26 protein-coding genes and 4 pseudogenes are annotated in these 26744 nt (G+C 35.9%); 12 read left to right on the top strand and 18 right to left on the bottom strand.

Annotated features, from left to right (window positions below):
• Window positions 1-7: 7 nt before the first annotated feature.
• Window positions 8-1330 carry a surface lipoprotein assembly modifier gene (locus L3081_RS11235; protein WP_242286167.1) on the bottom strand — a complete coding sequence of 441 codons (1323 nt, stop codon included), beginning with the start codon at window positions 1328-1330 and terminating at the stop codon, window positions 8-10.
• 512 nt (window positions 1331-1842) lie between these two features.
• On the opposite strand from L3081_RS11235, the gene L3081_RS11230 reads away from it, so the two are divergent.
• Together L3081_RS11230 and L3081_RS11225 are read left to right on the top strand one after the other, a co-directional pair.
• The gene (locus tag L3081_RS11230) at window positions 1843-2715 is read left to right on the top strand and encodes a LysR family transcriptional regulator (RefSeq protein WP_242287021.1); all 873 of its coding nucleotides are present in this window, start codon (window positions 1843-1845) and stop codon (window positions 2713-2715) included.
• A 141-nt stretch (window positions 2716-2856) separates the two neighbouring features.
• A complete protein-coding gene (locus L3081_RS11225; protein ID WP_242286165.1) occupies window positions 2857-3378 on the top strand; it encodes a hypothetical protein in 522 nt (173 codons plus the stop codon).
• 211 nt (window positions 3379-3589) lie between these two features.
• On the opposite strand, the gene L3081_RS11220 is transcribed toward L3081_RS11225, so the two are convergent.
• Both L3081_RS11220 and ylqF read right to left on the bottom strand, forming a co-directional pair.
• Window positions 3590-4051, bottom strand: coding sequence for an HIT domain-containing protein (locus L3081_RS11220; protein WP_242286163.1), 462 nt, complete (start codon window positions 4049-4051; stop codon window positions 3590-3592).
• A gap of 47 nt (window positions 4052-4098) precedes the next feature.
• The gene (gene ylqF, locus L3081_RS11215) at window positions 4099-5031 is read right to left on the bottom strand and encodes a ribosome biogenesis GTPase YlqF (RefSeq protein ID WP_242286162.1); all 933 of its coding nucleotides are present in this window, start codon (window positions 5029-5031) and stop codon (window positions 4099-4101) included.
• Between the two features lie 205 nt (window positions 5032-5236).
• On the opposite strand from ylqF, the gene L3081_RS11210 reads away from it, so the two are divergent.
• The 5 genes from L3081_RS11210 (at window position 5237) to L3081_RS11190 (ending at window position 8363) form a co-directional block, all read left to right on the top strand.
• On the top strand, window positions 5237-5542 hold the full coding sequence (locus L3081_RS11210) for a hypothetical protein (RefSeq protein ID WP_242286160.1): 306 nt from the start codon (window positions 5237-5239) through the stop codon (window positions 5540-5542).
• Between the two features lie 321 nt (window positions 5543-5863).
• Window positions 5864-6628 (top strand): ribonuclease H family protein, encoded by a 765-nt coding sequence (locus L3081_RS11205; RefSeq protein WP_338027303.1) that lies wholly within the window; start codon window positions 5864-5866, stop codon window positions 6626-6628.
• Between the two features lie 2 nt (window positions 6629-6630).
• Window positions 6631-7893 carry an MFS transporter gene (locus L3081_RS11200; RefSeq protein WP_242286157.1) on the top strand — a complete coding sequence of 421 codons (1263 nt, stop codon included), beginning with the start codon at window positions 6631-6633 and terminating at the stop codon, window positions 7891-7893.
• A 27-nt stretch (window positions 7894-7920) separates the two neighbouring features.
• Complete coding sequence (locus L3081_RS11195; RefSeq protein WP_242286155.1) at window positions 7921-8157, top strand: hypothetical protein; 237 nt, start codon at window positions 7921-7923, stop codon at window positions 8155-8157.
• A 23-nt stretch (window positions 8158-8180) separates the two neighbouring features.
• On the top strand, window positions 8181-8363 hold the full coding sequence (locus L3081_RS11190; RefSeq protein ID WP_242286153.1) for a hypothetical protein: 183 nt from the start codon (window positions 8181-8183) through the stop codon (window positions 8361-8363).
• A gap of 228 nt (window positions 8364-8591) precedes the next feature.
• Here the strand turns inward: L3081_RS11190 and L3081_RS11185 are convergent, their stop codons facing one another.
• The 4 genes from L3081_RS11185 to L3081_RS11170 form a co-directional block, all read right to left on the bottom strand.
• On the bottom strand, window positions 8592-9197 hold the full coding sequence (locus L3081_RS11185; protein ID WP_242286151.1) for a hypothetical protein: 606 nt from the start codon (window positions 9195-9197) through the stop codon (window positions 8592-8594).
• Between the two features lie 82 nt (window positions 9198-9279).
• A complete protein-coding gene (locus L3081_RS11180) occupies window positions 9280-10074 on the bottom strand; it encodes a hypothetical protein (protein ID WP_242286150.1) in 795 nt (264 codons plus the stop codon).
• Between the two features lie 559 nt (window positions 10075-10633).
• The gene (locus L3081_RS11175) at window positions 10634-10978 is read right to left on the bottom strand and encodes a YajD family HNH nuclease (protein WP_242286149.1); all 345 of its coding nucleotides are present in this window, start codon (window positions 10976-10978) and stop codon (window positions 10634-10636) included.
• Between the two features lie 89 nt (window positions 10979-11067).
• Window positions 11068-11478 (bottom strand): acyl-CoA thioesterase, encoded by a 411-nt coding sequence (locus tag L3081_RS11170; RefSeq protein WP_242286147.1) that lies wholly within the window; start codon window positions 11476-11478, stop codon window positions 11068-11070.
• Between the two features lie 111 nt (window positions 11479-11589).
• Between L3081_RS11170 and L3081_RS11165 the strand changes: the two genes are divergently transcribed.
• Window positions 11590-12825 carry an alpha/beta hydrolase gene (locus tag L3081_RS11165; protein ID WP_242286145.1) on the top strand — a complete coding sequence of 412 codons (1236 nt, stop codon included), beginning with the start codon at window positions 11590-11592 and terminating at the stop codon, window positions 12823-12825.
• 113 nt (window positions 12826-12938) lie between these two features.
• Here the strand turns inward: L3081_RS11165 and L3081_RS11160 are convergent, their stop codons facing one another.
• The 4 genes and pseudogenes from L3081_RS11160 to L3081_RS11145 all read right to left on the bottom strand — a co-directional run bounded on the left by L3081_RS11160 (window position 12939) and on the right by L3081_RS11145 (window position 15654).
• The gene (locus L3081_RS11160) at window positions 12939-13586 is read right to left on the bottom strand and encodes a LiaF domain-containing protein (RefSeq protein ID WP_242286143.1); all 648 of its coding nucleotides are present in this window, start codon (window positions 13584-13586) and stop codon (window positions 12939-12941) included.
• Between the two features lie 200 nt (window positions 13587-13786).
• Complete coding sequence (locus L3081_RS11155; RefSeq protein WP_242286142.1) at window positions 13787-14335, bottom strand: sugar O-acetyltransferase; 549 nt, start codon at window positions 14333-14335, stop codon at window positions 13787-13789.
• A gap of 55 nt (window positions 14336-14390) precedes the next feature.
• Window positions 14391-14963, bottom strand: coding sequence for a tRNA-(ms[2]io[6]A)-hydroxylase (locus L3081_RS11150; RefSeq protein ID WP_242286140.1), 573 nt, complete (start codon window positions 14961-14963; stop codon window positions 14391-14393).
• 54 nt (window positions 14964-15017) lie between these two features.
• Window positions 15018-15654: pseudogene (locus L3081_RS11145) on the bottom strand (sulfotransferase).
• 337 nt (window positions 15655-15991) lie between these two features.
• Between L3081_RS11145 and L3081_RS11140 the strand changes: the two are divergent.
• The 4 genes and pseudogenes from L3081_RS11140 to L3081_RS26865 all read left to right on the top strand — a co-directional run bounded on the left by L3081_RS11140 (window position 15992) and on the right by L3081_RS26865 (window position 19782).
• Window positions 15992-17856, top strand: a pseudogene (locus L3081_RS11140) (GNAT family N-acetyltransferase).
• Window positions 17857-17900: 44 nt separating this feature from the next.
• A complete protein-coding gene (locus L3081_RS11135) occupies window positions 17901-18857 on the top strand; it encodes a histone deacetylase family protein (RefSeq protein WP_242286138.1) in 957 nt (318 codons plus the stop codon).
• Window positions 18858-18934: 77 nt separating this feature from the next.
• Window positions 18935-19399: a pyridoxal-phosphate dependent enzyme gene (locus L3081_RS26870; protein WP_274620502.1), complete on the top strand. Its 465-nt coding sequence runs from the start codon at window positions 18935-18937 to the stop codon at window positions 19397-19399.
• Window positions 19400-19410: 11 nt separating this feature from the next.
• Window positions 19411-19782, top strand: coding sequence for a pyridoxal-phosphate dependent enzyme (locus L3081_RS26865; protein WP_274620501.1), 372 nt, complete (start codon window positions 19411-19413; stop codon window positions 19780-19782).
• Between the two features lie 184 nt (window positions 19783-19966).
• On the opposite strand, the gene L3081_RS11125 is transcribed toward L3081_RS26865, so the two are convergent.
• From L3081_RS11125 to arsB, 7 genes and pseudogenes are all read right to left on the bottom strand, one after another.
• Window positions 19967-20470 (bottom strand): hypothetical protein, encoded by a 504-nt coding sequence (locus L3081_RS11125; RefSeq protein WP_242286136.1) that lies wholly within the window; start codon window positions 20468-20470, stop codon window positions 19967-19969.
• 4 nt (window positions 20471-20474) lie between these two features.
• The gene (locus tag L3081_RS11120) at window positions 20475-21869 is read right to left on the bottom strand and encodes a Na+/H+ antiporter NhaC family protein (RefSeq protein WP_242286135.1); all 1395 of its coding nucleotides are present in this window, start codon (window positions 21867-21869) and stop codon (window positions 20475-20477) included.
• Between the two features lie 240 nt (window positions 21870-22109).
• The gene (arsJ, locus tag L3081_RS11115; RefSeq protein ID WP_242286134.1) at window positions 22110-23348 is read right to left on the bottom strand and encodes an organoarsenical effux MFS transporter ArsJ; all 1239 of its coding nucleotides are present in this window, start codon (window positions 23346-23348) and stop codon (window positions 22110-22112) included.
• A 37-nt stretch (window positions 23349-23385) separates the two neighbouring features.
• A complete protein-coding gene (locus L3081_RS11110; protein ID WP_242286133.1) occupies window positions 23386-24402 on the bottom strand; it encodes an ArsJ-associated glyceraldehyde-3-phosphate dehydrogenase in 1017 nt (338 codons plus the stop codon).
• A gap of 81 nt (window positions 24403-24483) precedes the next feature.
• Complete coding sequence (locus L3081_RS11105; RefSeq protein WP_242287020.1) at window positions 24484-24717, bottom strand: thioredoxin family protein; 234 nt, start codon at window positions 24715-24717, stop codon at window positions 24484-24486.
• An 18-nt stretch (window positions 24718-24735) separates the two neighbouring features.
• Window positions 24736-25715 (bottom strand): annotated as a pseudogene (locus tag L3081_RS11100) (permease); the annotation flags it as partial.
• A pseudogene (gene arsB / locus L3081_RS26860) lies at window positions 25708-26730 on the bottom strand (ACR3 family arsenite efflux transporter). The pseudogenes arsB and L3081_RS11100, both read right to left, overlap by 8 nt.
• Between the last annotated feature and the right edge of the window lie 14 nt (window positions 26731-26744).

The following is a 26744-nucleotide window of genomic DNA, read 5'->3' as shown; positions in this document are numbered from 1 at the left end:
TAATACCCTAAAAGTTCATGCGTGCCGATAAGCTTATGTCTGCTCGTTGATAGGAAAAAAGTGATAAATTGCTATCTTTATCTTGAATATTAGCACTGAAACGGTAAGACCACATGTTCGAAGCTTGGTATTGAATAGCTACTGCCAAAAGCCACATATCATCAGTGCGTTTTTCGAAATAAAAAGGGTGTTCAAATTGGTAAGCCTGCTGTTGGTAACTAATACTTGTATTAAAAAGCCAATCTTCAAGGGTTATAGCCCAATACGACGAATAGTTTACGCCATTAATTTTACGATCATTATGCTTGCTTAAATCAGATTCACTAATTTCTTCAGAATAGACAATCGATAATACATGCTGCCATGTATCATTAGTATACTGTAGCGAGGCTTGTATTAATTTATCGTCAGTATTTAGAAGATCATTAACTTCATTTTTAGTTTTTCCTAAATAAGTATCTACAGCAAAAGCCCGGCGGTCATTAATTATTTTTTTCAATCCTAATGTCATACCAAATTGGGTTCGATAAAAACAATCGTTTAACCAAAGCGGAGTAACTCTGAGGCCGATACTTGTTTTGAAAGCATCAAACTCTTTTATATATTCCACATTCGTATTCACTATAACGCGGTTATAATCAGATTCATTAGTAAAAGTATGTAACTGCCCCATGCCAGAGAATTTTATTTCTGACGATTGTGTTAAGGCTTTACTACCATGCAATTGGTAATCAACAGCAATATAATTATCACTGTTTTCACGACTACTGTCAGATAACAATACTTCTTCTCCTAATAGAGGAAGGAATATCTTATCTTCACTGGTTCCTGCATTGATATTTGAGTCATGCCCTAAAGAAATATTGGCCGCTTGATTTAGGTAAAGTGATTGTTTGTCTAATAATGTTAGAGTGCGTTGTTTGAGTTGATTGAGTGAGCTTTTCAATTTATCTGACAGATTATCACGTTGTTCAAGTCCACTTATTATAGCGATAACTGCATGATAGTTTTTCATCTTAAAATATGAAATAGCAAGGTAATATTGAGCATCTAGCCAATTTGATTTATTGGCTACCACTCGCTCGAAGGCATACACAGCCCGCTCATTTTCATTCACCCTAAGCGCGACTAGGCCATACAGAAAATCAAAATCAGCATCGCCTAAATATTCATCTTCAAGATTTCGAGCATATTGCCAAGCTATATCATTTTCATTCTGCGAAATATGCTTATTTAATTGTGAGAATGCATCGTTTTCTTTAAATGCATTGGCTTCTGTCTTTGTACTCATCAATACAAATAGAAAAAAAACGAGTAATAATTTTTTCACTAAACGTTACCTTTAATTTTATTAACCCTAATAAATAATGCTTTTAGTAAGTCGTGTAAGCGTCCTTGTATTTAACCATACCATAATACCCAAGTATGCTATAAATAAATTAAATACTCAAAAAACAAACTTTGTTGTCATAAGTTTGCTAATACGACTTTATAGGTGAAAATAACTAACCTGTTAAGTGAATTTATCTCGTTTGTCACCAATAAAAAATAACCATAAGATTACCTTGTTTTTAAGTCTCCCCGATTTTTAAAACGTTTTTATATGATTAACTTGTTTTATTTTAGGACATCAATTGATGTCCTTTTTTTACTTACCGCTTAAATACTGAATAATTATATTATTTTGGTGCAATTAAATATCCCTTAAAGCACCACTATAGTGCAATAGTCTTTAGCCACAAACAAAAACCCAAACAAACACTTATAAATCAACCAATTAAAATACGGCTCGAGTTTTGCTATTACAGTTTTTCATTCTCAAAAAAAATAGTTACTATGCCAATACAAACCCCCATACGCGGCCTCCGTTCATTTTGCGTAGCATCAAAATGTTTGAGCTTTAAACATGCCGCTTCGCAATTATTCTTAACACCATCCGCAGTAAGTCATCAAATAAAGCAACTAGAAGAACAATTAGGCACACCACTATTTAAACGTGGTACACGTACGATTAAGCTCACCAGTGCAGGAAAACAGTTCTATCAATCAATTCAACCTATAATTCACCAGTTAGAATCAACGATATCTGACTTTACTCAAAAACAACAAAATCAAACTATTATCATTAGTTTGCCTGAATTTTTTGCAAGTGAGTTATTTGTTCCAAGCCTTACATTATGGTCTGAAAGTAACCCTACAATTAATTTGCAACTAGAAACAGTTAAATCAAGTAAAGAACAATCGCAATCAGCTGATTTATCCATTGTGCTTGCTAATGGAAAACCTAACGCCAATATAGTGCATGAATTGTTTCCTATACGTTATGCTCCGACTTGCAATAAAAAATTGTATAAAAAATTAAAAAGCTCTGGATTTTCAGCTTTAAAAACTACGCCATTAATTTTGCACAGTTCGCGCCCTTGGTCATGGCATCAATGGGCTGATAAAAATGGTATTGATGATTTTGATCCCAAACAAATTATTCAATTTGATAGCATGTTTGGCGTCGCAAGAGCAGCACAACAAGGTATGGGTATAGCGTTAATTCCTTTACCTATGAGTAAAGCCTGGTTTAGTGAAGAGCTTTTAATCAAGCTATTTGACGAAGAATTATTCACTAATGATAAATATTACCTCATTCAGCATGAGAATATGGATGAACGACCAGAATTGGCATTATTTGCAGAATGGGTTAAAAGTAACTTTTCCACTTAATTATTAAATATATTCATAGGGTTAGCTATACATGAGTTTTATTCACTTAACGAGTTTATTTTAATCGTTTGTCAGTAGTTAACCCTATCTCTATAGTTCGTCTTGTATCGATTGGATACATAATTTGATGGAGAAATGAACATGAATAAGTCTTTGTTTAAAAATACAATATTGACTACTTTATTATTAAGTACAATGGGTAGTGCGACAGTAAGTGCAACATCAAGTGAAACAGCATTTAAAGTGGCTGTAGTAAAAGGAGCTGTTGGCACGGTAGATCTCACGAAAGGTGAAATAGCGACAAGTATTCAAAAGTTGACTGCTAACAAAATGAAAAAAGAATTCTACGCTAATAAAATGAATTTATGTGTTGCTTATTTACACTCAGATGACAATGCTAAATCTGAATCAGCCTGTACATCAGCAATAAAAAGCTTAGAGTCAATGCCTAAATCAAAAGATAGAGTGAAGTACCTAACTGCTCTTAATTATAGTAACCGTGGTGTAGCTCGGTTTAAACAAAAACAACTAACGGCAGCATTATCAGATTTTGAAGCAGCTTTTGCTATTGATAACAATCCTATTACGAGCAGCAACTTAGTCAATATGCGACAACAGTTCCCCGCGTCAAACGATGAAAGTGTAGCTGAACTGTCTGATTAATACTTAAAGTAAGACTTTAATCGGTAGAAAATATATAATAGTGCTGTCTCATGTTTAAAAATGATTTTAAATCATCATTAAACATTGAGACCCGCCTCATTCCCAATATTATTCTATGTATGTATAATTCTAGAAAAATCCTAATGTTATACTCTTGTTACACTCTCGCTGAAATACAAATTAAATAGTTGAATTTTCTATTCAAAACAACTTAAGTAGTTTGAAAGATAATAACTAACTTAGGTAATAATTTTTCCTTTAATCTCGCTAATCCCTCTCCTGTATAAGGGGTTAAGGGTAGTTGACCCCAAATAGGTTTAGGCCAACTACTATCAGTTTTAAAGCGAACAATGTGATGTACATGTAATTGTTCTACAACATTACCAAGGGCTGCCACATTCATTTTATCCCCCTCAAATACCTGCATAAGTAATTCGCTTAACAAGCTTGACTCATTTAATAGCTGTTGTTGCTGTTGCCATTCTAACTGGTATATGTCAGTAACACCTGCCACTTTTGGAACCAGAATAAACCAAGGGTAAGTACTATCATTACATAACAACAATTTACAAAGAGGAAACTCAGCTAATTCAAAACAGTCATGAGCTAATTGTGGATGTAAAGCAAACGTGTCTGATGCTTGGGTATTTTTTAACGGTGCATTTTCTGACATTGTATTTTCCTCAGGTAGTGTTACGGGTATTAATGATAATACTGAAACTATCTTTTATTTTTTCTTCCGCGTCCACGCGCTAATTTTTTAGCTTCACGGGCAGCAATTTTTTTAGCTTCTTTATCTGCAAAGTAAGCATTTTCATCTTCTATATTTTCTGGCATTTCAAAAGTAATCGCACCCGGCGTTTTGTCTCTGATTTCATTAATCAAGATCACTGAAGCCTTATGCATATCAACATGACCACCATTTTTAATACAACTACGTTTTCTACCAATCGCTTCAATTAAATCTTCTTCGTGTATGGGTAACTCGTTTAATTTATAGCGTTCCATCAGACGTTCAGGATAGGCTTTAAGTAAGTACTCTGCCGCAAAATAAGCGATATCATCATGATCAAATGCCGTATCTTTAACAGCACCAGAAACAGCTAAACGATAACCACTATTCTCATTAGCAATTTTTGGCCATAACATCCCTGGCGTATCAAAAAGGTATAAACCTTCCTCAAGTTTAATACGCTGTTGCCCTTTTGTGACTGCGGGTTCATTACCTACTTTTGCTTTAGCTTTACCGACTAAGGTATTAATTAAAGTTGACTTTCCTACATTCGGAATACCCATAATTACGGCATTAATCTGTTTACCATCTTCATCTTTATTGGGTACCAATTTTTTAATCAAATTGGGAATGGTTTTGGCTATTGCTGCATTTTCAGTCGTTAAGGCAATAGCCTTAACATTGTGCTGAGACTCAAAATAGCTCAACCAAATAGCCGTTTTTATAGGGTCAGCCAAATCACTTTTATTGAGAATTTTGATAAGAGGCTTATCGCCTCTTATTTCAGTAATCATGGGATTTTCACTACTAAATGGTAATCGCGCATCACATACTTCGATTACTACATCTATTTGGGGCAAAATTTCTTTGATTTCTTTTTGAGCTTTGTGCATATGACCGGGAAACCAGTTAATTGCCATGAAATATCCTAACGTTGTGCGAAGTTTGTAACGGAATTTTAGCAAGGTTTAGCTTGTGTACAAAGGTTAATCGAAAACTAAAATAAAAATTGTCTTTAAACATTAAACTTTTTCATTTACGTGCCGATTAATTATACAAGTATCAAAAATATGGGGGTATACTCAAGGATAAACCTTAAATCTCTTGTGTATAAATGTAAATTAGATGAAGTATATAAACGATTTAACCTATCTCAGCCATATTGCACAAACGAAACAATTGGTTAAAGATAAAAAACAAAAGAACAAATATCGCCAAACGGTATTGTTGAATGACGACTCAATCTCAGAAAATGAACCTGAAGAATTGGTAGAAACTACTCCTAATATCGAACAAGAAAATATCGAACAAGAAAACGATCGCCGTGCAGGTAATGATAGGCGTAAAGAGGACCAGGATCGAGGACGTTATGTTGAGTCGCGTCTAAATAAGAACCGTCGCCATAAAAAAGAATTACGCATAATAATCTAGTTAACCTGAACTCGGTTTAAGTTATTTTTAATTTATTGAAATATATAAATAATATTCTAACTTACACGCAAGTTTGACAGTTTTTCTTAATTCAAGGAAAATTTCGCGTCTAAATTTCGCGTCACAATAGGGATCTATTATAAATAAATTTAACGACGTAGTAGGAAAAATTGCTGCTAGAGATAACTTTAGTAAGCTGAACTCAAGTTAGTTAAACTAATAACACTTTTTCTCTAGCTAAAAGCAATTATTTTATTGATAATATCCACCTATATTATTAATAAAAGATAGATAACTTTTTGTATGAGTAAGAAATTTTACGTGATCTGGAAAGGTGCTAAAACAGGTGTTTTTTCAACTTGGAGTGAAGTTCAAAAACACACACATGGACGATCTGATGCACAATTTATGGGGTTTCCTTCAAAAAATGACGCAGAAGCTGCTTTTGCTTCAACTTATACTAAAGCCTTAATGAAACGTGCTTTAGACAATAAAGCAAGCACACCTTATGCTCAAACAACACCTCATCCTAACCGTGAGACTAGCCACTTAGTTAGATCGCAAGCGGCAGAAATTCAAATATATTGTGACGGAGCCTGTTCTCCCAATCCAGGAAAGTCAGGTACGGGTTTAGCCGTGTACCATCAAGGTAAAATACATTCGCTTTATTATGGTTTATTTAAGGAAAATGGTACTAACAATACCGCCGAATTAAATGGCCTACTTTATGCTTTTAAACTCGCTAATCAATATTTAGACAAAACGGGGAAAATTCAAATACTGTCTGACTCAAAATATTCAATAGACTGTATCACAAAATGGGCAAAAGGTTGGCAAGCAAAAGGTTGGACTCGCGGTAAAGGTGAAGAAATTAAAAATTTAGAATTAATAAAATTGTGCTTTTCTCATTACCAAGAAATTAAAGACCGGCTTATCATCAGTCACGTAAAAGGACATGCTAATATTGAGGGTAATGAATTATCTGATCGAATGGCTGTTTTAGCCCGAGTAAAAAAACAGACAAGTCTTATTAAATATGAAGGTGAACTCGACGTTAAAATGATTTTAGCCATGGAATCAGGTTAACAATGACTATTATTTTAGTCGTTATGGGGCTGATTGTTGTTTCCGCTATTTTGCTTACCCAAAAATTTCAATTACCTAGAAACATCGGTTTACTGTTTATAGCTCAACCTTTAGTAACGTGCGCGGCGCCTATTATTGTATTTATTGGTGGTTTATTATCAAGTGAACTAACCAGTAATGCTTCACTTGCTACTCTTCCCATTACCTTAATGATATTAGGTGTCGCTGCTGCCTCTATTCCTGCTGCTATGATAGCTAAAATAAAAGGAAGAAAGTTTGCGGTATTCACTGGATTTAGCTGTTTATTAGTTGCGTCATTATTCGCTATTTTAGCCACTAAACTTGCCGTATTCGAACTTTTTGCTGTTGCCGGCTTTTTATTTGGCATGGGTGGTTCATTCACACAACAGCTGAGGTTTGCAGCAATAGAAAGTGTCAAAAACGAAGAAGATATTCCCAAAGTATTATCTATTTTAATGCTAAGTGGTGTCTTTGCTGCATTTTTAGGTCCTGAAATTGCGGTTACCGCTAAAAACTGGCTTAGCTCACCCCATGGTTATGCAGGCTCATTCTTTTTATTAGCCTTGTTCATTTGTTTAGCGGCTATGATCATGATATTTTTTAAAGAGCCTGACATGAAACAAACATCCAATAATGGTGCGGCTAGGCCATTATCGATTATCGCTAAACAACCACTTTTTATTATTGCTATTTGCACCGCCACCATAGGTTATGCACTGATGAGTTATTTAATGACAGCCACACCTCTCAGTATGCATCATATGCAAGGGCATAGCTTAAACGAAACTAAGTGGGTTATACAAAGCCACATTGCTGCAATGTACTTACCCTCTTTATTAACACCTTGGTTAGTGAAAAAAATAGCATTAAAGGGGTTACTCTTCCTTGGTAGTTTCATTTATATAGTGGTTGCCGTAATTGCTTTTTCAGGTCAAGAAGTCATGCATTATTGGTGGGCACTAATTTTACTTGGTATTGGGCGGAACTTTCTATTTTTAACTGGCACCTCGCTTTTACCGCAAAGTTATCAACCTTGCGAACGCCATAAAGTGCAGGCAGCCAACGATTTTATTTTATTTGGTTTTCAGGCCTTTGCTTCTTTAATGGTCGGTTGGGTGTTATTTACGAGTGGTTGGAACTATGTTGTATTAACGAGTCTGCCATTTATTGTAATATTAATTATAATCAATGTTGTTTATTTTCGTTATGAATATAAACAAAAAAACATGAACAAATTAACTTGATTAACATAAAGTTATAAGGAGAAGAATATGAGTGGAACTACCATGGTTGTGGTTATTACTTGTGTCGTGTTTGGCGTATTGTATGAAATGTATAAAAAACACTTAGAATTTAAAACAAAAACGATACAACATAATAAAACATCAGACGAATACAGTATTCAATTAAAGCAAAAAGTTGACCAATTAACTGAGCGAGTACAAGTGCTTGAAAAAATAGTGACTGATGAAGGCTACCAAGTACAAAAAGACATTAATAATTTGTAGCGAGTAACCCCATGAAATTAATCATGAAAACTGAATTTGATAACCTCAGAGACAACGACAATCACTGTTACGACACAGATTCAAACGGTGATAAACAAGTGGTGAGAATTTATTGTGGCGAGATGCTTATTGCTAAAAAGTTAACTCAGAAAAAATCGGTTAGGTATTTTGGTATTAATGATTATCAAAAATACCTAACCCAATAAAAACAAATGTTGAGTTGTTAAAAATAATAAAAATGATGTCAATAAAGAGTATCTAGGTGCTTGTGTTCTGATACATAAGACTTGAGTCAAAGGCGGGGTTAAGCTCAAAGTCGTCAGTGATAAGTATTAGTAAAACACTAACTTTTGCCACATTCGAGACATTAGCTTCAATATAGAAATACTTATTTTACATTATATTTTGTATTGAAAAATCACCATAGTCTCTTGTTAGGTTTTCTTAGTATGCTGAGGAAGGTCATTTACAAGCATTCCTAAAATTTTACCTCTATGTATACCTTTATTTTTATGACCTAAATCTTTTCTTATCGCAATTAGTATCTCTTCGATTAAGTATAATGCGGGAACCCCTTTGTGAGCAGATAGGTCTTTATTAGTTATAATATTTTCGTTGTTATTTAAAATTCCATGTCTGAAATTATAAAATGCACATAACATATCGTCAGATCCCCATATAATAAGCTCTTGAACAATTTCAGTTAAAACAGCCTGTTTCTCTATTGCTGAATGCTTTTTCCCACCAAGCTTTTCCCCAACAGTCATTTTAAACATGAAGTCCATTAATTTTTCATAGGTTGGTATTTTCTTTTCCCTTAATTGGGCTTGAATATTTCCTTTTCTTTCTAGGTTCTTTGAAACTAACACTGAAAATAAAGACACCATGATAGTAGCGAATGCTGTAATTAAACCGGCCCCTAATTTAGGATCTACTGAAGAAAATATTCCCCACAATTTTAAACCTACGAAATAAAGGCCATAGAAAATAAGTCCAGTACTACAAACTAATATTATTAAGCCAAGGACTTTTTTATACATATAACCTCTTTAGTTAAAACTTTATGTGCCGAGATATCGGAAAACCTAACGCTCAATCATTGTCCCTGTTGAATTGCTGTTGTTAGGCGTATATTAAACGTATTTCTAATCTTTTTTCATCACTTAGCTGTACGATTGAGTAATCAGATTTCTTTGCAGCGTCTTTGATACTGCCCCCCAATGTATAAGCGTTAGTTTCGTTTATTAAATACCTGTCATGAAGTGAACTCTTAAGCTCCCTAGTATAATTAGGGTATTCTGTCTTAAATAGATTTTCTACATCTTCAAAATGACTTAGCTTGGTTCCTTTTAATTTATCTATGTCGGAAACAATCTTAATTGTTACTTTTTTAGATAATCTAGATAAATATCTATAAAAAATACTTTGATCTATATATGGATCAACAATAATCATTTCCTCACTAATTGCGTCCATCATTGATGCAAGAAAGCAATATGCTGAAAAAGGATTATTTGCCTTCACGTTAGCATCAATTGGTGGTGATACGATTTGAGCTGTGGCTATCATTACCTCACTGAGGCTTTCAATTTGAGTATTTAATTGTTTTTTGAATTCATCTACAGTCAATTGCTTGCTTGGAAGTGTTTGATTTCCGAGTAAAGTAGCTATATTGCTAGGAGGTCTAAAAATCGCTTTGTGATATGTTGGATAATGATATTTAGTGAAAAATTTATTCATCTCACCGGCTTTAGATATGAAACCACTTACAATTGGTTGTAACCTTCTAACACTAGCTAAATCTACATTTTCCACAATCATGTCATTCAAAGATTTTAAAGAAACAAGAAGTGCGCCTATTAATGCAACTATTTCCTGTTGTTCCTTCTGAAATTCTCTCACATCTTCAAAATTCATCGATACTTCCTTATACGCCTAACAAATATTCTAACCGGATAAATTCCGTGCTTCTGACTGAAAAATTTCCGATTAAATTATTATTCAATATTATAACTTTACCTTTTTACTAACATATCATCAATAGGTTATAGATTTATGATGTTGTAACTATCCGTTGAAAAGTGTAGTTTTTCCCTATTTGCGGTGGAAAGGAGGATTTAAAATTCAAACCAAACTTTTAAAAATAAAACATTAGAAAAAGTATTGCGTTTTTGTTGATGGTTTTCTTCTGCTAAGCGCACAAAGTGATCGTTAATATTTCAAATGTGAACGACCGCAATGGTGGCTTTTGCAACTGTCAGACTTGAACTAAAATACCTTACATCTATTAAAGTTAGTATTTGGAGAAACAAACAGGTTATATTAATATCTAGTCCAATTCGAATATTGTCAATTAATATTCTCGTTCATAAAGATTGATATAAAAAATCACAAATTAATTCACTTTTCTGTTTACAGAATCTATCCCCCTGTTCAGATAGTATTGAATTTTCGCAGAACCACCTAAGTTTATAAATTACTTTTTCAACATTGACTTTAAGTCAGCAAACGGATTGTAGGTTGCGGTATCTTGGTTAGTATCCCCCGCTTTAATTTCGGTTTGATAATTAGCGTGTTCGGTGTATTTAGCATGTTCATTGTCATGGCAATAAATACATAACAATTCCCAATTACTGCCATCATTTGGGTTATTGGTGTGATCGTGATCCATATGATGAACCGTTAATTCTTTTAAATTTGAATAAACAAATTCCCGTGCACAACGACCACATACCCAAGGAAATAACTTTAGAGCACGATCTCTATAGCCCTGCTCTTTTTGTTTATAGTTGGCACTTGTACCAAAACGTTCAGAAGACATAGTAACCCTAAATGAAAATAAATAATAAAGTATTGTATTGCCAAGTTAACGGCTAATCAATGGCTTATGTTGAAATTATTTAATTGTCATTAAACTTTCAACTTGTTAAATTCTACTTCCGTTTGTTTGACTAACTGCTCAAGAGTTTTTCCATGCGGTACAGGCTTGCGTGATTGAGGATCTACCTTAACGAAAACAATATCATCGGCTAAACAAATCGTTTTTTTGGTGATTTTATTACGTACTAAACACGTTATTGTAATTGAAGTATTACCAACTTTTTTAGTTTCCAAACCAAATTCAACTACATCGCCTTGCATTGCCGCTGACTCAAAACTAATTGCGCCAATATGCTTGGTAACCAAGCAGTTAGTTTCAAGCTGACATATAGCATAGATAGCCGCTTCTTCATCTATCCACTCAAGCGCACGTCCACCAAATAAGGAGTTTGCATAATTTAGATCGTTAGGCATCACTAATCGACGGGAGAGAAATCTCATATAAAACCTTTTCTTGTGAGTATTAAATAATGCTAGGATTAATTAGAATAATAACGACATAATTTCGCAAAAACTGGTCGCGTTAATTAAATCGATTTAACTGGAGTTCCTATGCTCATACGGATAACAATAATATTACTGTGCTTACTTAGCAACACTTCATATGCTGAGAAGCTAAAAACCCCAATCATTAGCGGTTATCAATTTGAACATCAATCAAAATTATTGCAACAAAATAGGCGCTACATGGTGTCTTTACCTGAACGGTACTATAGTAGTGACCAACATTATCCAACCTTATATGTTATTGATGGTGACTTTCAATTTCAGCATACTTCAGCTTTAGTGACAAACTTAAGTCGCATGGGTAAAATTCCGCCAATGATAGTCATTGGCGTAGCAAATCAAGGACAAGAAGATTATATCTATCAAACCACATGGGCAATTGACAATAAACCTGAATATGGTGGTGCCCCCTTATTTTCTCAGTATTTAGAACAAGAACTGATTCCACTGATCAAACATAACTATCGCACTAATTCACAACAGGCACTTGCGGGGTATTCCTTAGGTGGATTATTTACTAGCTATGTTATGATGCAAGGCAACACGTCTTTTAATGCTTTTTTAGCCATGAGTCCAAGTGCTTGGTTTGACGATTATGCAATTACAAAAAAACTCCCTTTGGCTATTTCAAACCAAAAAAGACAAATCCCTGCCTTATTTCTTTCGGTAGCAAACGAAGAAGGCATGGGTGTAAAAAAACTCGCTGACGAATTGAAAAAAATAGATAAAAAAGATACACCTTGGCATTGGCAATTTAACAACTACCCAGAAGAGACACATTTTAGCACAGCAATGCCGGCGTTATACGATGCACTTACTTTTCTATCGCCCGATTATTATCTTGATCCTCAAGACATGATGAAAATGACGAGTTATCAAGAAGTACTTCAAGAACTTGAAAAGAAAAAATCGCTTTGGACTGGTTTTCGAATCGAATGGTTACAAGCATACCAATTAGCTAAATATATGCATTGGTCGGAACAATTAAATGATACAGATAACTTTTTAACAGAAGTTGCCCAACACTTTCCCGAATCTCACGCGGAAGTAACAATACAATTAGCCAAAAAACTCACCTCAACATCCAAGCCTAAACATGCGCAACAGTTATTATTAAGTATCAAAAATAGTTCAAAAAACAATCCATTGTGGCATAGAGAAATGGCTTTAAGTTACACTGCGCTCAATCAGATAAAATTAGCCGCTAATCACCAAAAGCAAGCGTTAATACTAGCTAAAAAGCAACATCTCCCAACATGGCTAGTATGGGAGTTGCAATAAGTTAGAGGTTAAGAAAGACATTAAGTTAGGTATACATTAGAAATTGCCAGAAAACTATCATAAGTAATTAATACGCAATTAATATGTAATTAACTAAACTGAATTAGGCTTAGTTAGGAAAATAATTTTTTAAAGTTATTTGCCATTTCAACAAATTTTTCTTTAATTGTGCGTTTTACTTTTATATCCACACCACTAAAAATACAAACACCTTCAATGATAATCGTTGGCGGAACAATATGAGGATTCACTGGTGCAGCCGTTTGATAATCAATACCACCAAAAATACAAAATGCTTTAGAGACTACATTGACGTTTTCAGGAATATAAATATTACTACCACTAAATAAAGAAAAGACTTTGATGCGTAATTCCCTTTGCGTAAATATTGCATCGGTTAAATCAATATCACAGCCACTAAATACACTGAAAGATCTGATTTCTTTGGGTACTGTCCAAGCACCGCTGCGGGTATTACCACTAAAAACATTGATAATATATTCAACCTCTTCAGTATCTCCCATAACAATATTTGGCGCTAAGTCTTGTTTTTTACTTTCAACAAAAGCTTTATCAACGGTTAGGGGTAAATCTTTTACAAGCTCAACTAATAATTGATGACTTTGTAACTCCATGGCTTGATCTAAACGGCGTTCAAATGCTTCATAAGATAATTCACCATGGCTGTAATTCATAATTAATTGATCAATAATTTCACCGCGGACACTTTCGATTGGTCTATCTTCTAAAATAACTGACATTTGAGTTCCTTGTTTAGTACTTAACCTGAGCTCAGGTTACCTAGTTTTATTTAAATGAGTTCATCGGTAAGTAATAAAGCAAATCCCAAGCCAATAAAATATTTATTAAAAAACAATGAATTAAATAAACTTAAAATATAAGCAAAGTAAATAAAACGAACTTTTGGTAAAATACACTACAAATTAATCGTTATTTAAACTTATAAATTACGAACTTTAACCGCGGGGTTACCAAGATAAAAACTGTTCGCGTCAATGCTTTTGGTTACAACACTTCCCGCTCCTACTACGGTGTTTTCACCAATAACAACGCCCGCAAGTACAATAACACCGCCCCCAAGCCACACATTATCCTTAATTATAATATCGTCAACATAATTGTATTTTGCTAATCTTTCTTTTGGGTCGATATCATGAGATACCGCTAATAATTGCACATTCGGGCCTATTAAACAGTCGGCACCAATATCTATTTTACAATCATTTAGTTTAACTTCATCAATTTGTGCGCCATCAACAATAGTACAATTGGCATTGATAAACGTTCTATCCCCCAAGTAAATGCTACCGCCATAATCCATATGAAAACCGTATTCAATAAACACATTATCACCGCATGAAGCAAACAGCGCTTTTAAACGTTTCAAGTTGCCTTTACTTGGGCTACGAGTAAATTGCCGACACACTTCATGAACCGATTTTCGGCGGCCAATTAATTGGGGTGTAATGCTATCAAACTGTTTTTTCATTATTAGACACAAAAAGCGTAAGTTAATTAAGAGTTAACTAAGAATTAACTCTTAATTAATGAAGTATGGCTTTAATCGGTAATCCTTTACAGATTTCAGCTTCTGCTATCAAAATTTCTTCTAAACGCTGATCAACCTCTGTTTTATCAAAGTATTCATAAGCAAGCTCAACAAATAAATTTTTGTGTTTTTCTTCTGATTTGGCAATGGCAACGTACAAGTCTTTATCTTTTCCTTCTGGAAGAGCTTGCGATACTAACCAAAATTTTTCATAACCTCGTGCTTCAATCACTGCAGCAACCAGTAAGCGATCCATTAAAAACAAGTTGGTTCCATTACGAAATAGTGCTCGAATTTTAGTAATGTAGGTATCTTTTTTGTCTTGCCCTAGGGTTACATCTCGCGCGACTAATAGCTTTAATACTTGTTTAAAATGAATCAATTCTTCAATCGCCAAATCGGTCATCGCACGCACTAATTTTGCTTTATCTGGGTAATGAGACAACATAGCCATCGCCATACCCGACGCTTTTTTTTCAGCGGCCGCATGGTCTTGTAAAAAGCTCGGAAAATCAGCCATTACGGCGTCGGTCCACGCTTGCGTCGTGTTAAATTTTAATTCAAACATAAATTTTATTTCTAAAGTTAAATAATTGGTTCGATTTTACAGGTCAAGCTACGATTAATAAAGAGTCTTATCAATCCGTCCTTTATTGGTCGATTCTATTTTCAACACATTATTAATATCCTGCCAGGCTTTGACTTTTCCGCCGATGTTAATTTTTTCAAAACCGCCTTCTTTACCTAGCGAGATTGAAATACCTAAAAAGCTTAACAATTGTTGGTAACTTGAAGTATCACTGACATCTATCGTTAAAAAGTCCTTCGACCTATCTTTAAAATAGGTGTAAATGCCTTGTTGATGACGCTGATAACACTGAAGAAGAAAATCGTCTTGAGCAATATTTTCAGGTGTTAATGGAGAAAAAACGTCGTTATAACAGCGCTTTAAATGGGGGTTGAAACCACCATCACTGCGTTGCAAATTAATAATCATTCGATGTAACAACTGTTTAATTGAAGGCAACCAGACCCTCTTTCGCTCTCGATAAATAAATAAATTTACTGTTAGGAAAGTGCTGATCAAGTAGTTGATAATCGCAAAATACTGGGGTATCTGCAATCACCTCTGCTTCAGAAAAAGCGTGCTCTGTATAGGCATTATGCGCCGTTTTAAAACCTAAACTTAACATCGCTAAACAAACACTTGTGGTAGCTGTTCTTGGTAATCCAATGATGAATATTTTGTTAGTTGGCACGAATAATTCCTGAAAATGAAAACCGATAGCAGTTATAAACGGCTGAGATTAAATGAATACTTTCTTTCACACTCAGCTAAAAACATATCCACTTGCTATACTAAAAAGTGGTGATTAAATAAATCCCATATTTAAACACAATGTTTTAACGTTTGATTAAAAGTAATATTATCAAACTTTGCCTTGATGGTGATCAATAAAAATCTATGATACTCAATCATACTTATAGCTAATAGCTTACCGCTATTTTACGTGTTTTAATAAGATTATCATTTATAACTAGTTCAATAGTATGGCACTAATACAAATGATACTTGGTACTTAAATAGGAACTTGCATGTCAGCAGATTATGAAGAACGCAACAGCATCAATTGGGAAGATTTTTTAAAGTCAGGTAATCGTATATTTATCGGCTCAGGTGCTGCCGTACCCAATGCCTTGATTGATGATTTAATAGCCAACTCCAAGCAATTACACGATATTGAAACCGTTCACATTTTAACTTTGTCGGAAAATGTTTGGGCCAAAGCTGAACATAAAGATCTTTTCAAGGTGAATAGTTTGTTTATTGGTGGAAAGAATATTCGTGAAGCCATTGCGGAAGGCCGTGGCGATTATACTCCATGCTTTATTTCTGATATTCCACGCTTATTTAATGAAAACAGCTTACCCCTTGATGCCGCGCTAATCATGGTTAGCCCGCCCGATGAATACGGGTATTGCTCTTTAGGGGTCAGTGTCGATATCGTTTCATCAGCCGTCAAAGCAGCAAAGTATGTCATTGCGCAAATTAACCCTAAAATGCCGCGTACCAACGGACATAGTTTTGTGCATTTAAATCAAATTCACGCTTGGATAAATGTAGCGCAAGACTTACCCCAAGTAATTCCGCCAGAATTCGACCGACGCACAGAACAAATAGGCCAATATGCATCAATGCTAATAGAAAATGGTGCAACATTACAAATAGGCATAGGAAAAATTCCAGAAGCAGTTCTGCGGTATTTAGCTAACCACAAAGATTTAGGTATCCACAGTGAAATGGTTTCCGATGGCATTATTGATCTGATGTTAAAAGGGGCTATCAACAACCGAAAAAAAACATTTCACAAAGGAAAAGCGGTAGCAACCTATTGTGTGGGGAGCCAAAAAGTATATGATTTTGTTGACGGAAATCCGCATATTGAGTTTTATCCCTCTGAACATGTAAACTCCCCGTTAACATCGCACGAAATGACAACATGGTGTCAATCAATAGCGCTATTGAGGTTGATTTAACAGGTCAAGTCGTTTCAGATTCTATTGGATATCAATTTTATAGTGGTATTGGTGGGCAAGTAGATTTTGTACGTGGTTCTTCGTTAAGTAAAGGCGGAAAACCTATTATTGCATTGCCGTCAACTACCCGAGATGGAAAAATATCACGAATTGTCGCCCATATTACAGAAGGTGGAGGTGTAGTAACTTCACGGGGCCATGTATCTTATGTCGTGACTGAATTTGGCATAGCATCATTGCAAGGAAAGAGTATAAGAGAACGCGCGTTAGAACTAATACGCATCGCCCATCCTAAGTTTAGAGATCAATTGCTTGCTGATGTACGTAAACATTATTGGGTGCCTGAATATCAAGAAAGTTCACCGAGTTCAGTCCCAGAATTAGGTGATGTAGAGCTGAAAAAATTCACTTTTGCTAATATTGATTATACCTTACGTCCGTTAGCCCCTGCTGATGAACGAAAGTTACAAGAGTTCTTTTATTCGCATAATAAAGAAACGTTAATCATGCGATATAACCATCATATAACGCAAATGACTCGTGAAAAATCATGTAATTTAGTTAGCGTTAATCAACACGTCGATTTAGCATTGTGCTTTACTCGTAGAGATTATTTAGGTGAAGCAATTCAAGCGGTTGCTCGATATTACTATATTGAGAGCATTAACTCGGGCGAAGTTGCTTTTGTGATTAAAGAAAGCTTACGTGGACGAGGCATGGCCACGACTTTATTAGGTGAAATGATCGCAATTGCTAAAATAAGAAAACTAGATAGCTTAGTTGCTTGTGTACGTAGAGATAATTCTTCAATGCTCAAAGTGTTTGAACGCTCTGGCTTTATACGGCAACCAAGTGATGATTTTGATGAAGTCAGTTTAAAGCTTTCATTAATAGATCCTAATGAGAACGATACCGAAACCTAATTACCAAGTAAAATGAATAACTATACTTTATTAAAGAGAAAAATATGACTGTTGGAATTATTAGCCACTATCGTTGTGGCGAACACGATATGGGTGAACACCATCCTGAAAATGGAAAACGTTTAACGGCAATATCGGATCAACTCATCCGAAGTGGTTTAGATTATGTGATTAGACAATTTGACGCCAAGCCTATCGATAAGTCGCTAATATCTTTAGCCCACTCTCAGGATCACATCGACTTTGTTTTCGACAATGCGCCAACAGTCGAAGGCGAATATTTTACTGTTGGTGAAGATTCTGTAATGAGTTCAAAAACGTTAACTTCTATTATGCTATCTGCGGGTGCTGCTGTTGATGCTGTTGATTTAGTAATGAACAAAACTATTTCACGGGCTTTTTGTGCAACACGGCCTCCTGGGCATCATGCTGAACATAACAAAGGCATGGGATTTTGCTTTTTTAATAATGTTGCTATTGCCGCAGCGTATGCAAGAAAAAAATACCAACTTAAACGAGTAGCGATTGTCGATTTTGATGTTCACCATGGTAATGGTACTGAGGATATTGTTAGAAACTACTTTCCTACCGTTGATAACACCAGTAATGAAGGCTATTTATTTTGTTCTAGTTACCAATATCCTTTTTATCCCTTCGATATTAAAGAAAGTGATACACCGCCTGTAATAAATACTCCCCTTGCTGCCACAACAAAAGGTGAAGATTTCCGGAAAGCCATTTCTGAACATTGGTTACCCGCATTACGTAAATTCAAACCTGAAATGATCTTTATTTCAGCGGGATTTGATGCGCACCTAGAAGATGACATGTCACATGTCAGTTTAACTGAAAGCGATTATCGTTGGGTTACTCATGAATTAAGGGAGATTGCCCTAGAATTTGGTGAAGGACGTATTGTCTCAGTGCTAGAGGGAGGGTACAATTTAAGCGCTTTAGGAAGAAGTGTCGTCGCACATATCAATGGTTTAATTGGAAATTAATCCTTAAATAAGGTGTTAAAAACGATAATTTAATAAATTTTTTATCGTTATTTACTCGTTTAATAAAGTATTAAATTATGTTTTCATTAGAAGAATTAACACAAGCAAGCCGCCTAGTTCATGGTGTGTTTTCTGCAACACCGCAGTACAATTGGCCTCAATTAACTCAAGCCTGTGGCTGTGAAGTTTGGGTTAAACATGAGAACCATACTCCCACCACAGCGTTTAAAGTGCGTGGCGGCATTGTATTGGTTGATGCATTAATGAAATCAGGTAATCCGCCAAAAGGCTTGATATCGGCTACTATTGGCAACCATGGGCAAAGCCTTGCTTTTGCAGGAAAACGAGCAAACTTGCCTGTTACTATTGTGGTACCCGAAGGCAATAACGAAGATCAAAATCGTGCAATACAATCACATGGTGCAAATCTCGTTATTCATGGTCATGATTTTGAAGCCGCTCGCCAACATAGTTTAGTGCTTCAGCATGAATTAGGCTACCGCGCTGTTGCCCCCTTTGAGCAAGCGCCGTACTTGGTGTAGCGACTTATGCATTGGAGCTATTTAGTCATGTAAAAGATTTAGATTCTGTTTATGTTCCCATTGGAATGGGATCAGGCATTGCGGGTTTAATTCAAGTACGAGACTTACTTGGCTTAAAGACTAAAATAGTCGGTGTTGTAGCAAAAGGTGCCCCTACATTTGCCTTATCTTTGGCCGCCGGCAAAATAATCAATACCGAGCAAGCACAAACCATTGCCGATGGTGTAAAAACCCGTTCACCTATGCAAGAAGCCTTCGATATTATCAGAATAGGTTGTGATCATATTGTGCAAGTGAACGACAATGAAATTGCAAAAGCCATGCTGCAATATTACCAAACAACGCATAACTTAGCAGAAGGTGCTTTGGTGCCATTACCTTAGCCGCGCTAAACCAAGAAAAATCTCAAATGAAAGCTAAAAAAGTTGCCATTATTCTAACGGGCGGTAATATTGATTATCAACGTTTTACTCAGTATATTAATGATATTATTTAAAGACTTTTTGATACCATTTATCTATTGATTCAAATAGTTCAGCGGTTGCCTTCCGACTTGGGTCAAGTAGTTCATCGGGATTTTTCGATACTTTTTAATACATCATCCAAGACTACACTACTGCTATCTTTCACACCTTGCCATGCCTCATTAGCAAATTGTGCTGAATCTTGTTTACCTTGCACAAGGCAAGCTTTCATATCAAAGGTTGTATTGGTGTCAAACAATAAGTTAGCGTCTTCGCTTAATTCTCGCTGTTCGTCACAATATTGGCTAACTTCTAAGTAAGTTAAGGTGCCAATAACGGCAACGGTGCCAATGGTAGCAGCAGAGGCAGCGGTTATCGCTACCTTCTTACCTGAACGTTTTATAAAGCGTTTCGATACATTAGCACTTTTGCTCTTATGCCGTTTTTGCATTTTCTGTACAACTTTTTGAGAATGCGTTAATTTAGCTAAACTTTCAATAGGTAATGCGGTGTAGCCAAATAATGCCAAAATACTTGAAAAAAAGAATTTTGCTGCAATAAATCCTGCCATAAAAATAACGAATATAGTTGATAATACTGTTTTCAAATGATCACCCCACCATAATTAAACTTGCGATAAAATAAGCAATCAGCGTTACCACACCACCAAAAATAGCATACGGTAATTGCGTTTTAACATGCTCAAGCAAATCACAACCTGATGCAATGGCGGAAACACATGTAGTGTCTGAGATGGGTGAGCAATGATCACCAAATATCCCTCCCCCTAAAATTGCGGCAATAACCAGTGACGGAGGTAAGCCTAACGATTGAATCAGAGGTACACCAATAGGTATTAATATAGCAAACGTTCCCCATGAAGTTCCCGTGCTAAATGAAATAATGCCACCCGCAATAAATAACATTGGCACAATAAAAACTAAGGGTAAGTTATCTCCCACAAAACCGGCGATAAATAGCCCAGTCCCTAACTCTTTTAAGCTTGCACCTAAAGTTAAAGAAAATAAAACAATGGTAACCAAAGGCAATAATTCAGCAATACCGCCAAAGCCAACTTCGACCAGTTTTTTATGTGAATAACGTTTTGATGTAAGTAATAAAATATAAGCAACAGCCAAGGCAAAACAGGTTGCATATAATACAGATTTACCGCCGCTTCCTTGGGTAATATCACCATTACCGGTCCAATACATAAAGAAAAACATCCCCAACACCATCGTTAACAAAGGTATTACCATAAAACGTGCTTTAGTGGGTTTAATTAGCGTTTCTTCTACATAATCGATATTTTCTTCATTCACTTTATGTAATTCAAGTTCTGACTGTTTTAACGGACCATAAACTTTATCTGTCGCGATAGTATAAGCAACCATTAATATCGCGATAATGGCATAAAAATTAAAAGGGATAGTACCCCATAATATTGACATTGCTGACTGTTCAAGCTCATAGTTATTTAACAAGCCTAGAACATAAGCCCCCCACCCGTTTAGCAGGATTAAAATACAAACAGGTGCTGACGTACTATCAATAATAAAAGCAAGTCGAGCACGGCTCATTTTAAATTTATCGAATAAATCTCGGGATAAAATCCCTGCAGTTAACACGCTTAAATTCGATTCAATAAATATCACCATACCCGTCACCATGGTAACGGCGCCTACTTGTCGCTTATTTTTAGCAATCCCCTTATTCACTAACTTATTTACCATCGCCGTTACGCCGCCTGAATTTCTAACGTAAGCGAGTAAAGCTCCAATAAGTAAGCTAAAAATAAGTAACCGCGCATTGCCTGGTGATGCAACAACTGAAATAACTCTTTCAAGAGAGCCGATAAAACCGTAAAAAAACACATTGGTCTGGTGATGATAAGCTAAAAGTAATTCCGAACTAAAAATAGCCGCTAACAAAGCAAGAATAACCTCCTTTCGCCATAAAACTACCACTATTGCGACCAGAGGAGGAAGGACAGACAACCATTCCATAAGAAACCTTTATAATAAGTATGTGAAAAAATGACTAGGTGAAAAATAATTAAAAACCAAATCAGTGTTACAAATACAAATAAAGTATACAAGTTTTATTATAAGCCCTTCGCCTTGAATTGAAGTCGCGTAAGCACTCTGAAATACACATATTGATTGGTAACAGATATAGTAATAACCTACACAAGTCGCAATGAAGGGATCTACAGAGGTGTTATTGTGAACCAGTTAGCTTTTTAATTAACCAACCTCGTTTGGCAGCTTATAGGAAACAACCGCTGCAATACTGACAAATAATGTCGAAATCCATAAACACGCAGGTAATCCATATAACTGATAAATCCAACCTGACAATACGGTACCTATTAACCTACCCATTGCATTCGCCATATAATAAAAACCAACATCTAGTGACACACCATCTTCACTGACATAACTGACAATAAGGTAACTGTGCAGTGATGAATTAATAGCAAATATTACTCCAAAGACTAATAAGCCAATGATAATTGACAACTGAATATAAAAATCAAACTGTATTGATAAGGCGATTAATATAGGCAAAACACTCAATATACTAGCCCAAATAAAAGCCGATTTTCCCGTAGGTACTTTGCCTTGTTTTTTTCCCGTAAGGTAAGGTGCAAAAGATTGCACTATACCGTAACCAATAACCCACAAAGCCATAAAACCACTGACCCACCAATGATCCCAATTAAAGGTTACCGCAAGATAAACAGGTAAAGCGACTACAAACCAGACATCCCTAGCACCAAATAAAAACATACGTGCAGCAGAGAGGCGGTTAATAGCTGCACTTTTAGAAAAGAGCTCTTTAAACTTAGGTTTGTTTTTCGCTTTGCCTAAATCTTCTTTTAAAGATAACAGACTAAAAATCCACACGCAGAGTAACAACAGTGCCATTACAATAATTGCGCCTTTAAACGACAGTAACGTGAGTAACACCCCACCTAAAAAGAACCCAACACCTTTTAACGTATTTTTGGAGCCCGTTAAGATAGCAACCCACTGATAAAGTTTGCTTTGAGCATTGTCAGGTACCAATAATTTTATCGCACTCTTAGCGCTCATTTTATTTAGATCTTTGGCTATCCCTGATAATGCTTGTGCAACCATAACATAGGCAACAGTAAGCATTTCAGCAGGCACCGCCAACATTGCTAGCGCCACAATTTGTAGCGCTAAACCAATATTCATGGTTTTATTTAAACCTAATCGTGCCCCAAGCCACCCCCCAACTAAGTTGGTGATGACTCCGAACACTTCATAAAATAGAAATAACATGGCAATATTTAATGGGCTATAGCCTAACTGATGAAAATACAATACGACTAACATACGTAATGCACCATCAGTTAAGGTAAACGCCCAATAGTTACCTGTAATCACTAAATATTGTTTAATTTGTGGAGACAACGACTTTAATGATGGCACCCCATTAAACGATAAAAGCCCCATGTGTACTATTCCTTATTCTTATGATTATGCTTATGCTTTACCACAAATCAGCTAAACCCACTTTACGAGCAAGTTCAGCCGTTCTATTAGCATATCCCCACTCGTTATCGTACCAAACATATAGCTTCACTTGCGTATCATTCACTACCATGGTTGAAAGTGCATCAACAATGGCTGAACGTGGGTCAGTTTTGTAATCTACCGATACTAATGGACGCTCTTCATACCCCATAATACCGTTAAGTTCATTATCAGCTGCAGCCTTAAGTAATTGGTTCACTTCTTCAACACTTGTCGCTTTTTCTACTTCAAATACGCAATCAGTAATAGACGCATTCGTTAACGGCACACGTATCGCATGACCATTTAATTTACCTTTTAGTTCAGGAAATATATGTGTAATAGCAGTGGCTGATCCTGTTGTGGTAGGAATTAAGCTAGTGCCGCATGAGCGCGCACGGCGTAAATCCTTATGTGGCGCATCAATAATAGTCTGCGTATTAGTAATATCGTGAATGGTGGTAATAGAACCATGTTTAATACCGATATTCTCATGAATTACTTTTACTACCGGAGCCAAACAGTTAGTTGTACATGACGCAGCAGTTACAATGGGATGACTATTTTTGTCATATAAATCATCATTCACCCCCATAACAATGTTCAAAACACCCTCTTCTTTCACGGGTGCAGTGACGACCACTCTCTTCACACCTTGATCTAAATAGGCTTGTAATAACGCTTTGGTTTTTATTTTTCCCGAAGCTTCAATCACCACATCACATTTCGACCAATCAGTGTCTTGTGTTGCTTTGTTTTGTGTACAAGGAATACTTTTTCCATTGATGCTCATAGCACCACCATCCGCTGTGGCTATAGCCTCGTGTTGCCAACGACCATGCACAGAATCAAAGTTCATCAAATGTGCGAGGGTTTCAGCATTATCAGCAGGGTCATTTATATGGACAATTTCAACATCATCCCAGTCAAATGCTGCCCGCATAGATAAACGTCCCATTCGGCCGAAGCCGTTAATACCAATTTTAATAGTCATTATTTTCTCCTACAATAATTTCGATGTATTTCGTGGTTTGAGTATTCTATTTGTTTCAGGTGGTACTAATTATGATCATAACTATTTTAACCAAGATTCTACCGCTTCACGATGTGGAATAGAGCCACTATGTACATTGACTTCATCAATAATAACCGGCGGCGTACTCATAACCCCATAACCCATAATAACTTCTGGGTTAGTTTCTTTTATAACATGCACATCAATGTGTAACTCTTTGGCAATTTTACCAATAAGTTCAACGGTTTTAGTGCACTTTGCACAACCTGTACCTAATACTTTAATTTCTTTCATGATATTTTCCTTAAATGAAGGGGTTAATATATTAAAAATCCGGCCAATAAGTGTAAATGCAACAAGCAGAACCAAAAATAGTATGGCTAGTAACCGCCATTGCATGACTTGTTTTAGTAAAATAAATTCTGGGAAGCTAGCAGCAACGGTACTCATACAAAAAGCGAGTGTGGTTCCAATAGGCAATCCTTGTTTAATTAAGCTTTCCATCACAGGAATCACACCCGTGGCGTTTGAATACAATGGGATGCCCAATAAAACCGCAGAAGGTACAGACCACCACTGTCCATTACCTAAATTTTCTTTAATCCGGCCTTCCGGCACAAAGCCATGTAACGCCGCACCTAAACCAACCCCAATGATGACCCATTTCCATACTCGACCAAAAATTTCCGGATTTCTTCTTTAGCAAAACTATGGCGTTCTTTAAACGATAAACTTACCGGTGAACCGTTTGAAGTCGTTGTAACTTGTTGACCCTTTTCTAACGCTTTAGCCGCAAACGATTGTAGCCAACGCTCTGCTTTAATCGCATCAAGAAAGAAACCACCTAAAATACCCACTAACATGCCAACAACAACATAGAGCATGGTAAATTTCCAACCCAACAAACCAAGCAATAACAATACCGCAACTTCATTAATTAAAGGCGATGTAATTAAAAATGACATGGTAATACCAACAGGAATGCCTGCTGAGGTAAACCCTAGAAATACGGGAATACTTGAACATGAACAAAAAGGCGTAATAGCGCCAAAGCCAGACCCTAATAAATAACCAATACCTTTGTTTTTTCCTGCCAAATAATCACGTACACGTTCAACATTCATTGAGGCGCGTAATAATGCAATCACATAAATCATCACTAATAATAAAAAGAATATTTTCGTGGTATCTTCTATGAAAAAATGCAGTGCATCACCCAGTTTTGTGGCTTTTGATAAGCCAAAAATATCTACTACTAACCAAGTAGCAAAATCAGTAAACCATTCAAACATGCGTTTCTCCAAACCAGTGTTGTGTGCGATTAATAATATAAACCAATGATAACATCACAGGCACCTCAACCAGTACGCCGACAACCGTTGCCAAAGCCGCACCTGAATGTAAACCGAACAGTGAAATAGCCACAGCAACCGCTAATTCAAAGAAGTTAGATGTACCAATTAAACAGGTCCGGTGCCGCAATATTATGTGGAAGCTTCATCCATTTAGCTGCCATGTATGCAATAATAAAAATCCCGTAAGTTTGAATCATTAGCGGAATAGCAATTAAACCGATAGTTTCCGGTTCATCTATAATAGTGTTAGCTTGAAAGCCGAATAATAAAACAACGGTAGCAAGTAAACCAATAACTGACCAAGGTTTCATTACTGATAAAAAATACGTTAACGATTTTTCACTATTATTCAAAATTTTTCGTGTGAATACACCGGCCGATCAAAGGTAGCAACACATAAAGCACCACAGAAATAAATAACGTTACCCAAGGAACTTGAATATCGCTTACGCCTAGCAATAATGCTGAAATAGGGGCAAAAGCAAATATCATAATCACATCATTGACAGACACCTGAACCAAGGTGTAATTAGGATCTCCTTTGGTCAGTTGCGACCAGACAAATACCATGGCTGTACAAGGGGCAACACCCAGTAAAATCATACCGAATGTATTCTTGTGCTGATGTGGGGTCGACTAAATCAGCAAATAGAATATTAAAAAATAACCAACCTAAAGCGGCCATTGTAAAAGGTTTAATCAACCAATTAATGACAATAGTCAATACCAATCCCTTCGGATTTTTACCGACATTTTTAATTGCTGAAAAATCAATTTGTACCATCATGGGATATATCATCACCCAAATAAATACCGCAACGGCAATATTAACATGGGCAATTTCAAACTTAGCAATAGCTTGAAAAGCATCAGGTTGCCACAAACCTAACACCACACCTAAGACTATGCTGATACCAACCCAAAGTGAGAGATAGCGTTCAAAAATTCCCATTATTTATATCCTTT

The sequence above is a fragment of the Colwellia maritima genome (assembly GCF_022669015.1).
Lineage (GTDB): Bacteria > Pseudomonadota > Gammaproteobacteria > Enterobacterales > Alteromonadaceae > Colwellia > Colwellia maritima.
Note: the sequence above shows the minus strand (reverse complement) of the source record. Positions and strands in the feature narration are given on the sequence as shown.

Excerpts from the sequence above, each read along its gene's own strand:
- L3081_RS11225 (WP_242286165.1), top strand. The coding sequence starts at position 2,857 with ATGAATAAGTCTTTGTTTAAAAATACAATATTGACTACTTTATTATTA.
- L3081_RS11220 (WP_242286163.1), bottom strand. The coding sequence starts at position 4,051 with ATGTCAGAAAATGCACCGTTAAAAAATACCCAAGCATCAGACACGTTT.
- ylqF (WP_242286162.1), bottom strand. The coding sequence starts at position 5,031 with ATGGCAATTAACTGGTTTCCCGGTCATATGCACAAAGCTCAAAAAGAA.
- L3081_RS11210 (WP_242286160.1), top strand. The coding sequence starts at position 5,237 with ATGAAGTATATAAACGATTTAACCTATCTCAGCCATATTGCACAAACG.
- L3081_RS11200 (WP_242286157.1), top strand. The coding sequence starts at position 6,631 with ATGACTATTATTTTAGTCGTTATGGGGCTGATTGTTGTTTCCGCTATT.
- L3081_RS11195 (WP_242286155.1), top strand. The coding sequence starts at position 7,921 with ATGAGTGGAACTACCATGGTTGTGGTTATTACTTGTGTCGTGTTTGGC.
- L3081_RS11190 (WP_242286153.1), top strand. The coding sequence starts at position 8,181 with ATGAAAACTGAATTTGATAACCTCAGAGACAACGACAATCACTGTTAC.
- L3081_RS11185 (WP_242286151.1), bottom strand. The coding sequence starts at position 9,197 with ATGTATAAAAAAGTCCTTGGCTTAATAATATTAGTTTGTAGTACTGGA.
- L3081_RS11180 (WP_242286150.1), bottom strand. The coding sequence starts at position 10,074 with ATGAATTTTGAAGATGTGAGAGAATTTCAGAAGGAACAACAGGAAATA.
- L3081_RS11175 (WP_242286149.1), bottom strand. The coding sequence starts at position 10,978 with ATGTCTTCTGAACGTTTTGGTACAAGTGCCAACTATAAACAAAAAGAG.
- L3081_RS11170 (WP_242286147.1), bottom strand. The coding sequence starts at position 11,478 with ATGAGATTTCTCTCCCGTCGATTAGTGATGCCTAACGATCTAAATTAT.
- L3081_RS11165 (WP_242286145.1), top strand. The coding sequence starts at position 11,590 with ATGCTCATACGGATAACAATAATATTACTGTGCTTACTTAGCAACACT.
- L3081_RS11160 (WP_242286143.1), bottom strand. The coding sequence starts at position 13,586 with ATGTCAGTTATTTTAGAAGATAGACCAATCGAAAGTGTCCGCGGTGAA.
- L3081_RS11155 (WP_242286142.1), bottom strand. The coding sequence starts at position 14,335 with ATGAAAAAACAGTTTGATAGCATTACACCCCAATTAATTGGCCGCCGA.
- L3081_RS11150 (WP_242286140.1), bottom strand. The coding sequence starts at position 14,963 with ATGTTTGAATTAAAATTTAACACGACGCAAGCGTGGACCGACGCCGTA.
- L3081_RS11135 (WP_242286138.1), top strand. The coding sequence starts at position 17,901 with ATGACTGTTGGAATTATTAGCCACTATCGTTGTGGCGAACACGATATG.
- L3081_RS26870 (WP_274620502.1), top strand. The coding sequence starts at position 18,935 with ATGTTTTCATTAGAAGAATTAACACAAGCAAGCCGCCTAGTTCATGGT.
- L3081_RS11120 (WP_242286135.1), bottom strand. The coding sequence starts at position 21,869 with ATGGAATGGTTGTCTGTCCTTCCTCCTCTGGTCGCAATAGTGGTAGTT.
- arsJ (WP_242286134.1), bottom strand. The coding sequence starts at position 23,348 with ATGGGGCTTTTATCGTTTAATGGGGTGCCATCATTAAAGTCGTTGTCT.
- L3081_RS11110 (WP_242286133.1), bottom strand. The coding sequence starts at position 24,402 with ATGACTATTAAAATTGGTATTAACGGCTTCGGCCGAATGGGACGTTTA.
- L3081_RS11105 (WP_242287020.1), bottom strand. The coding sequence starts at position 24,717 with ATGAAAGAAATTAAAGTATTAGGTACAGGTTGTGCAAAGTGCACTAAA.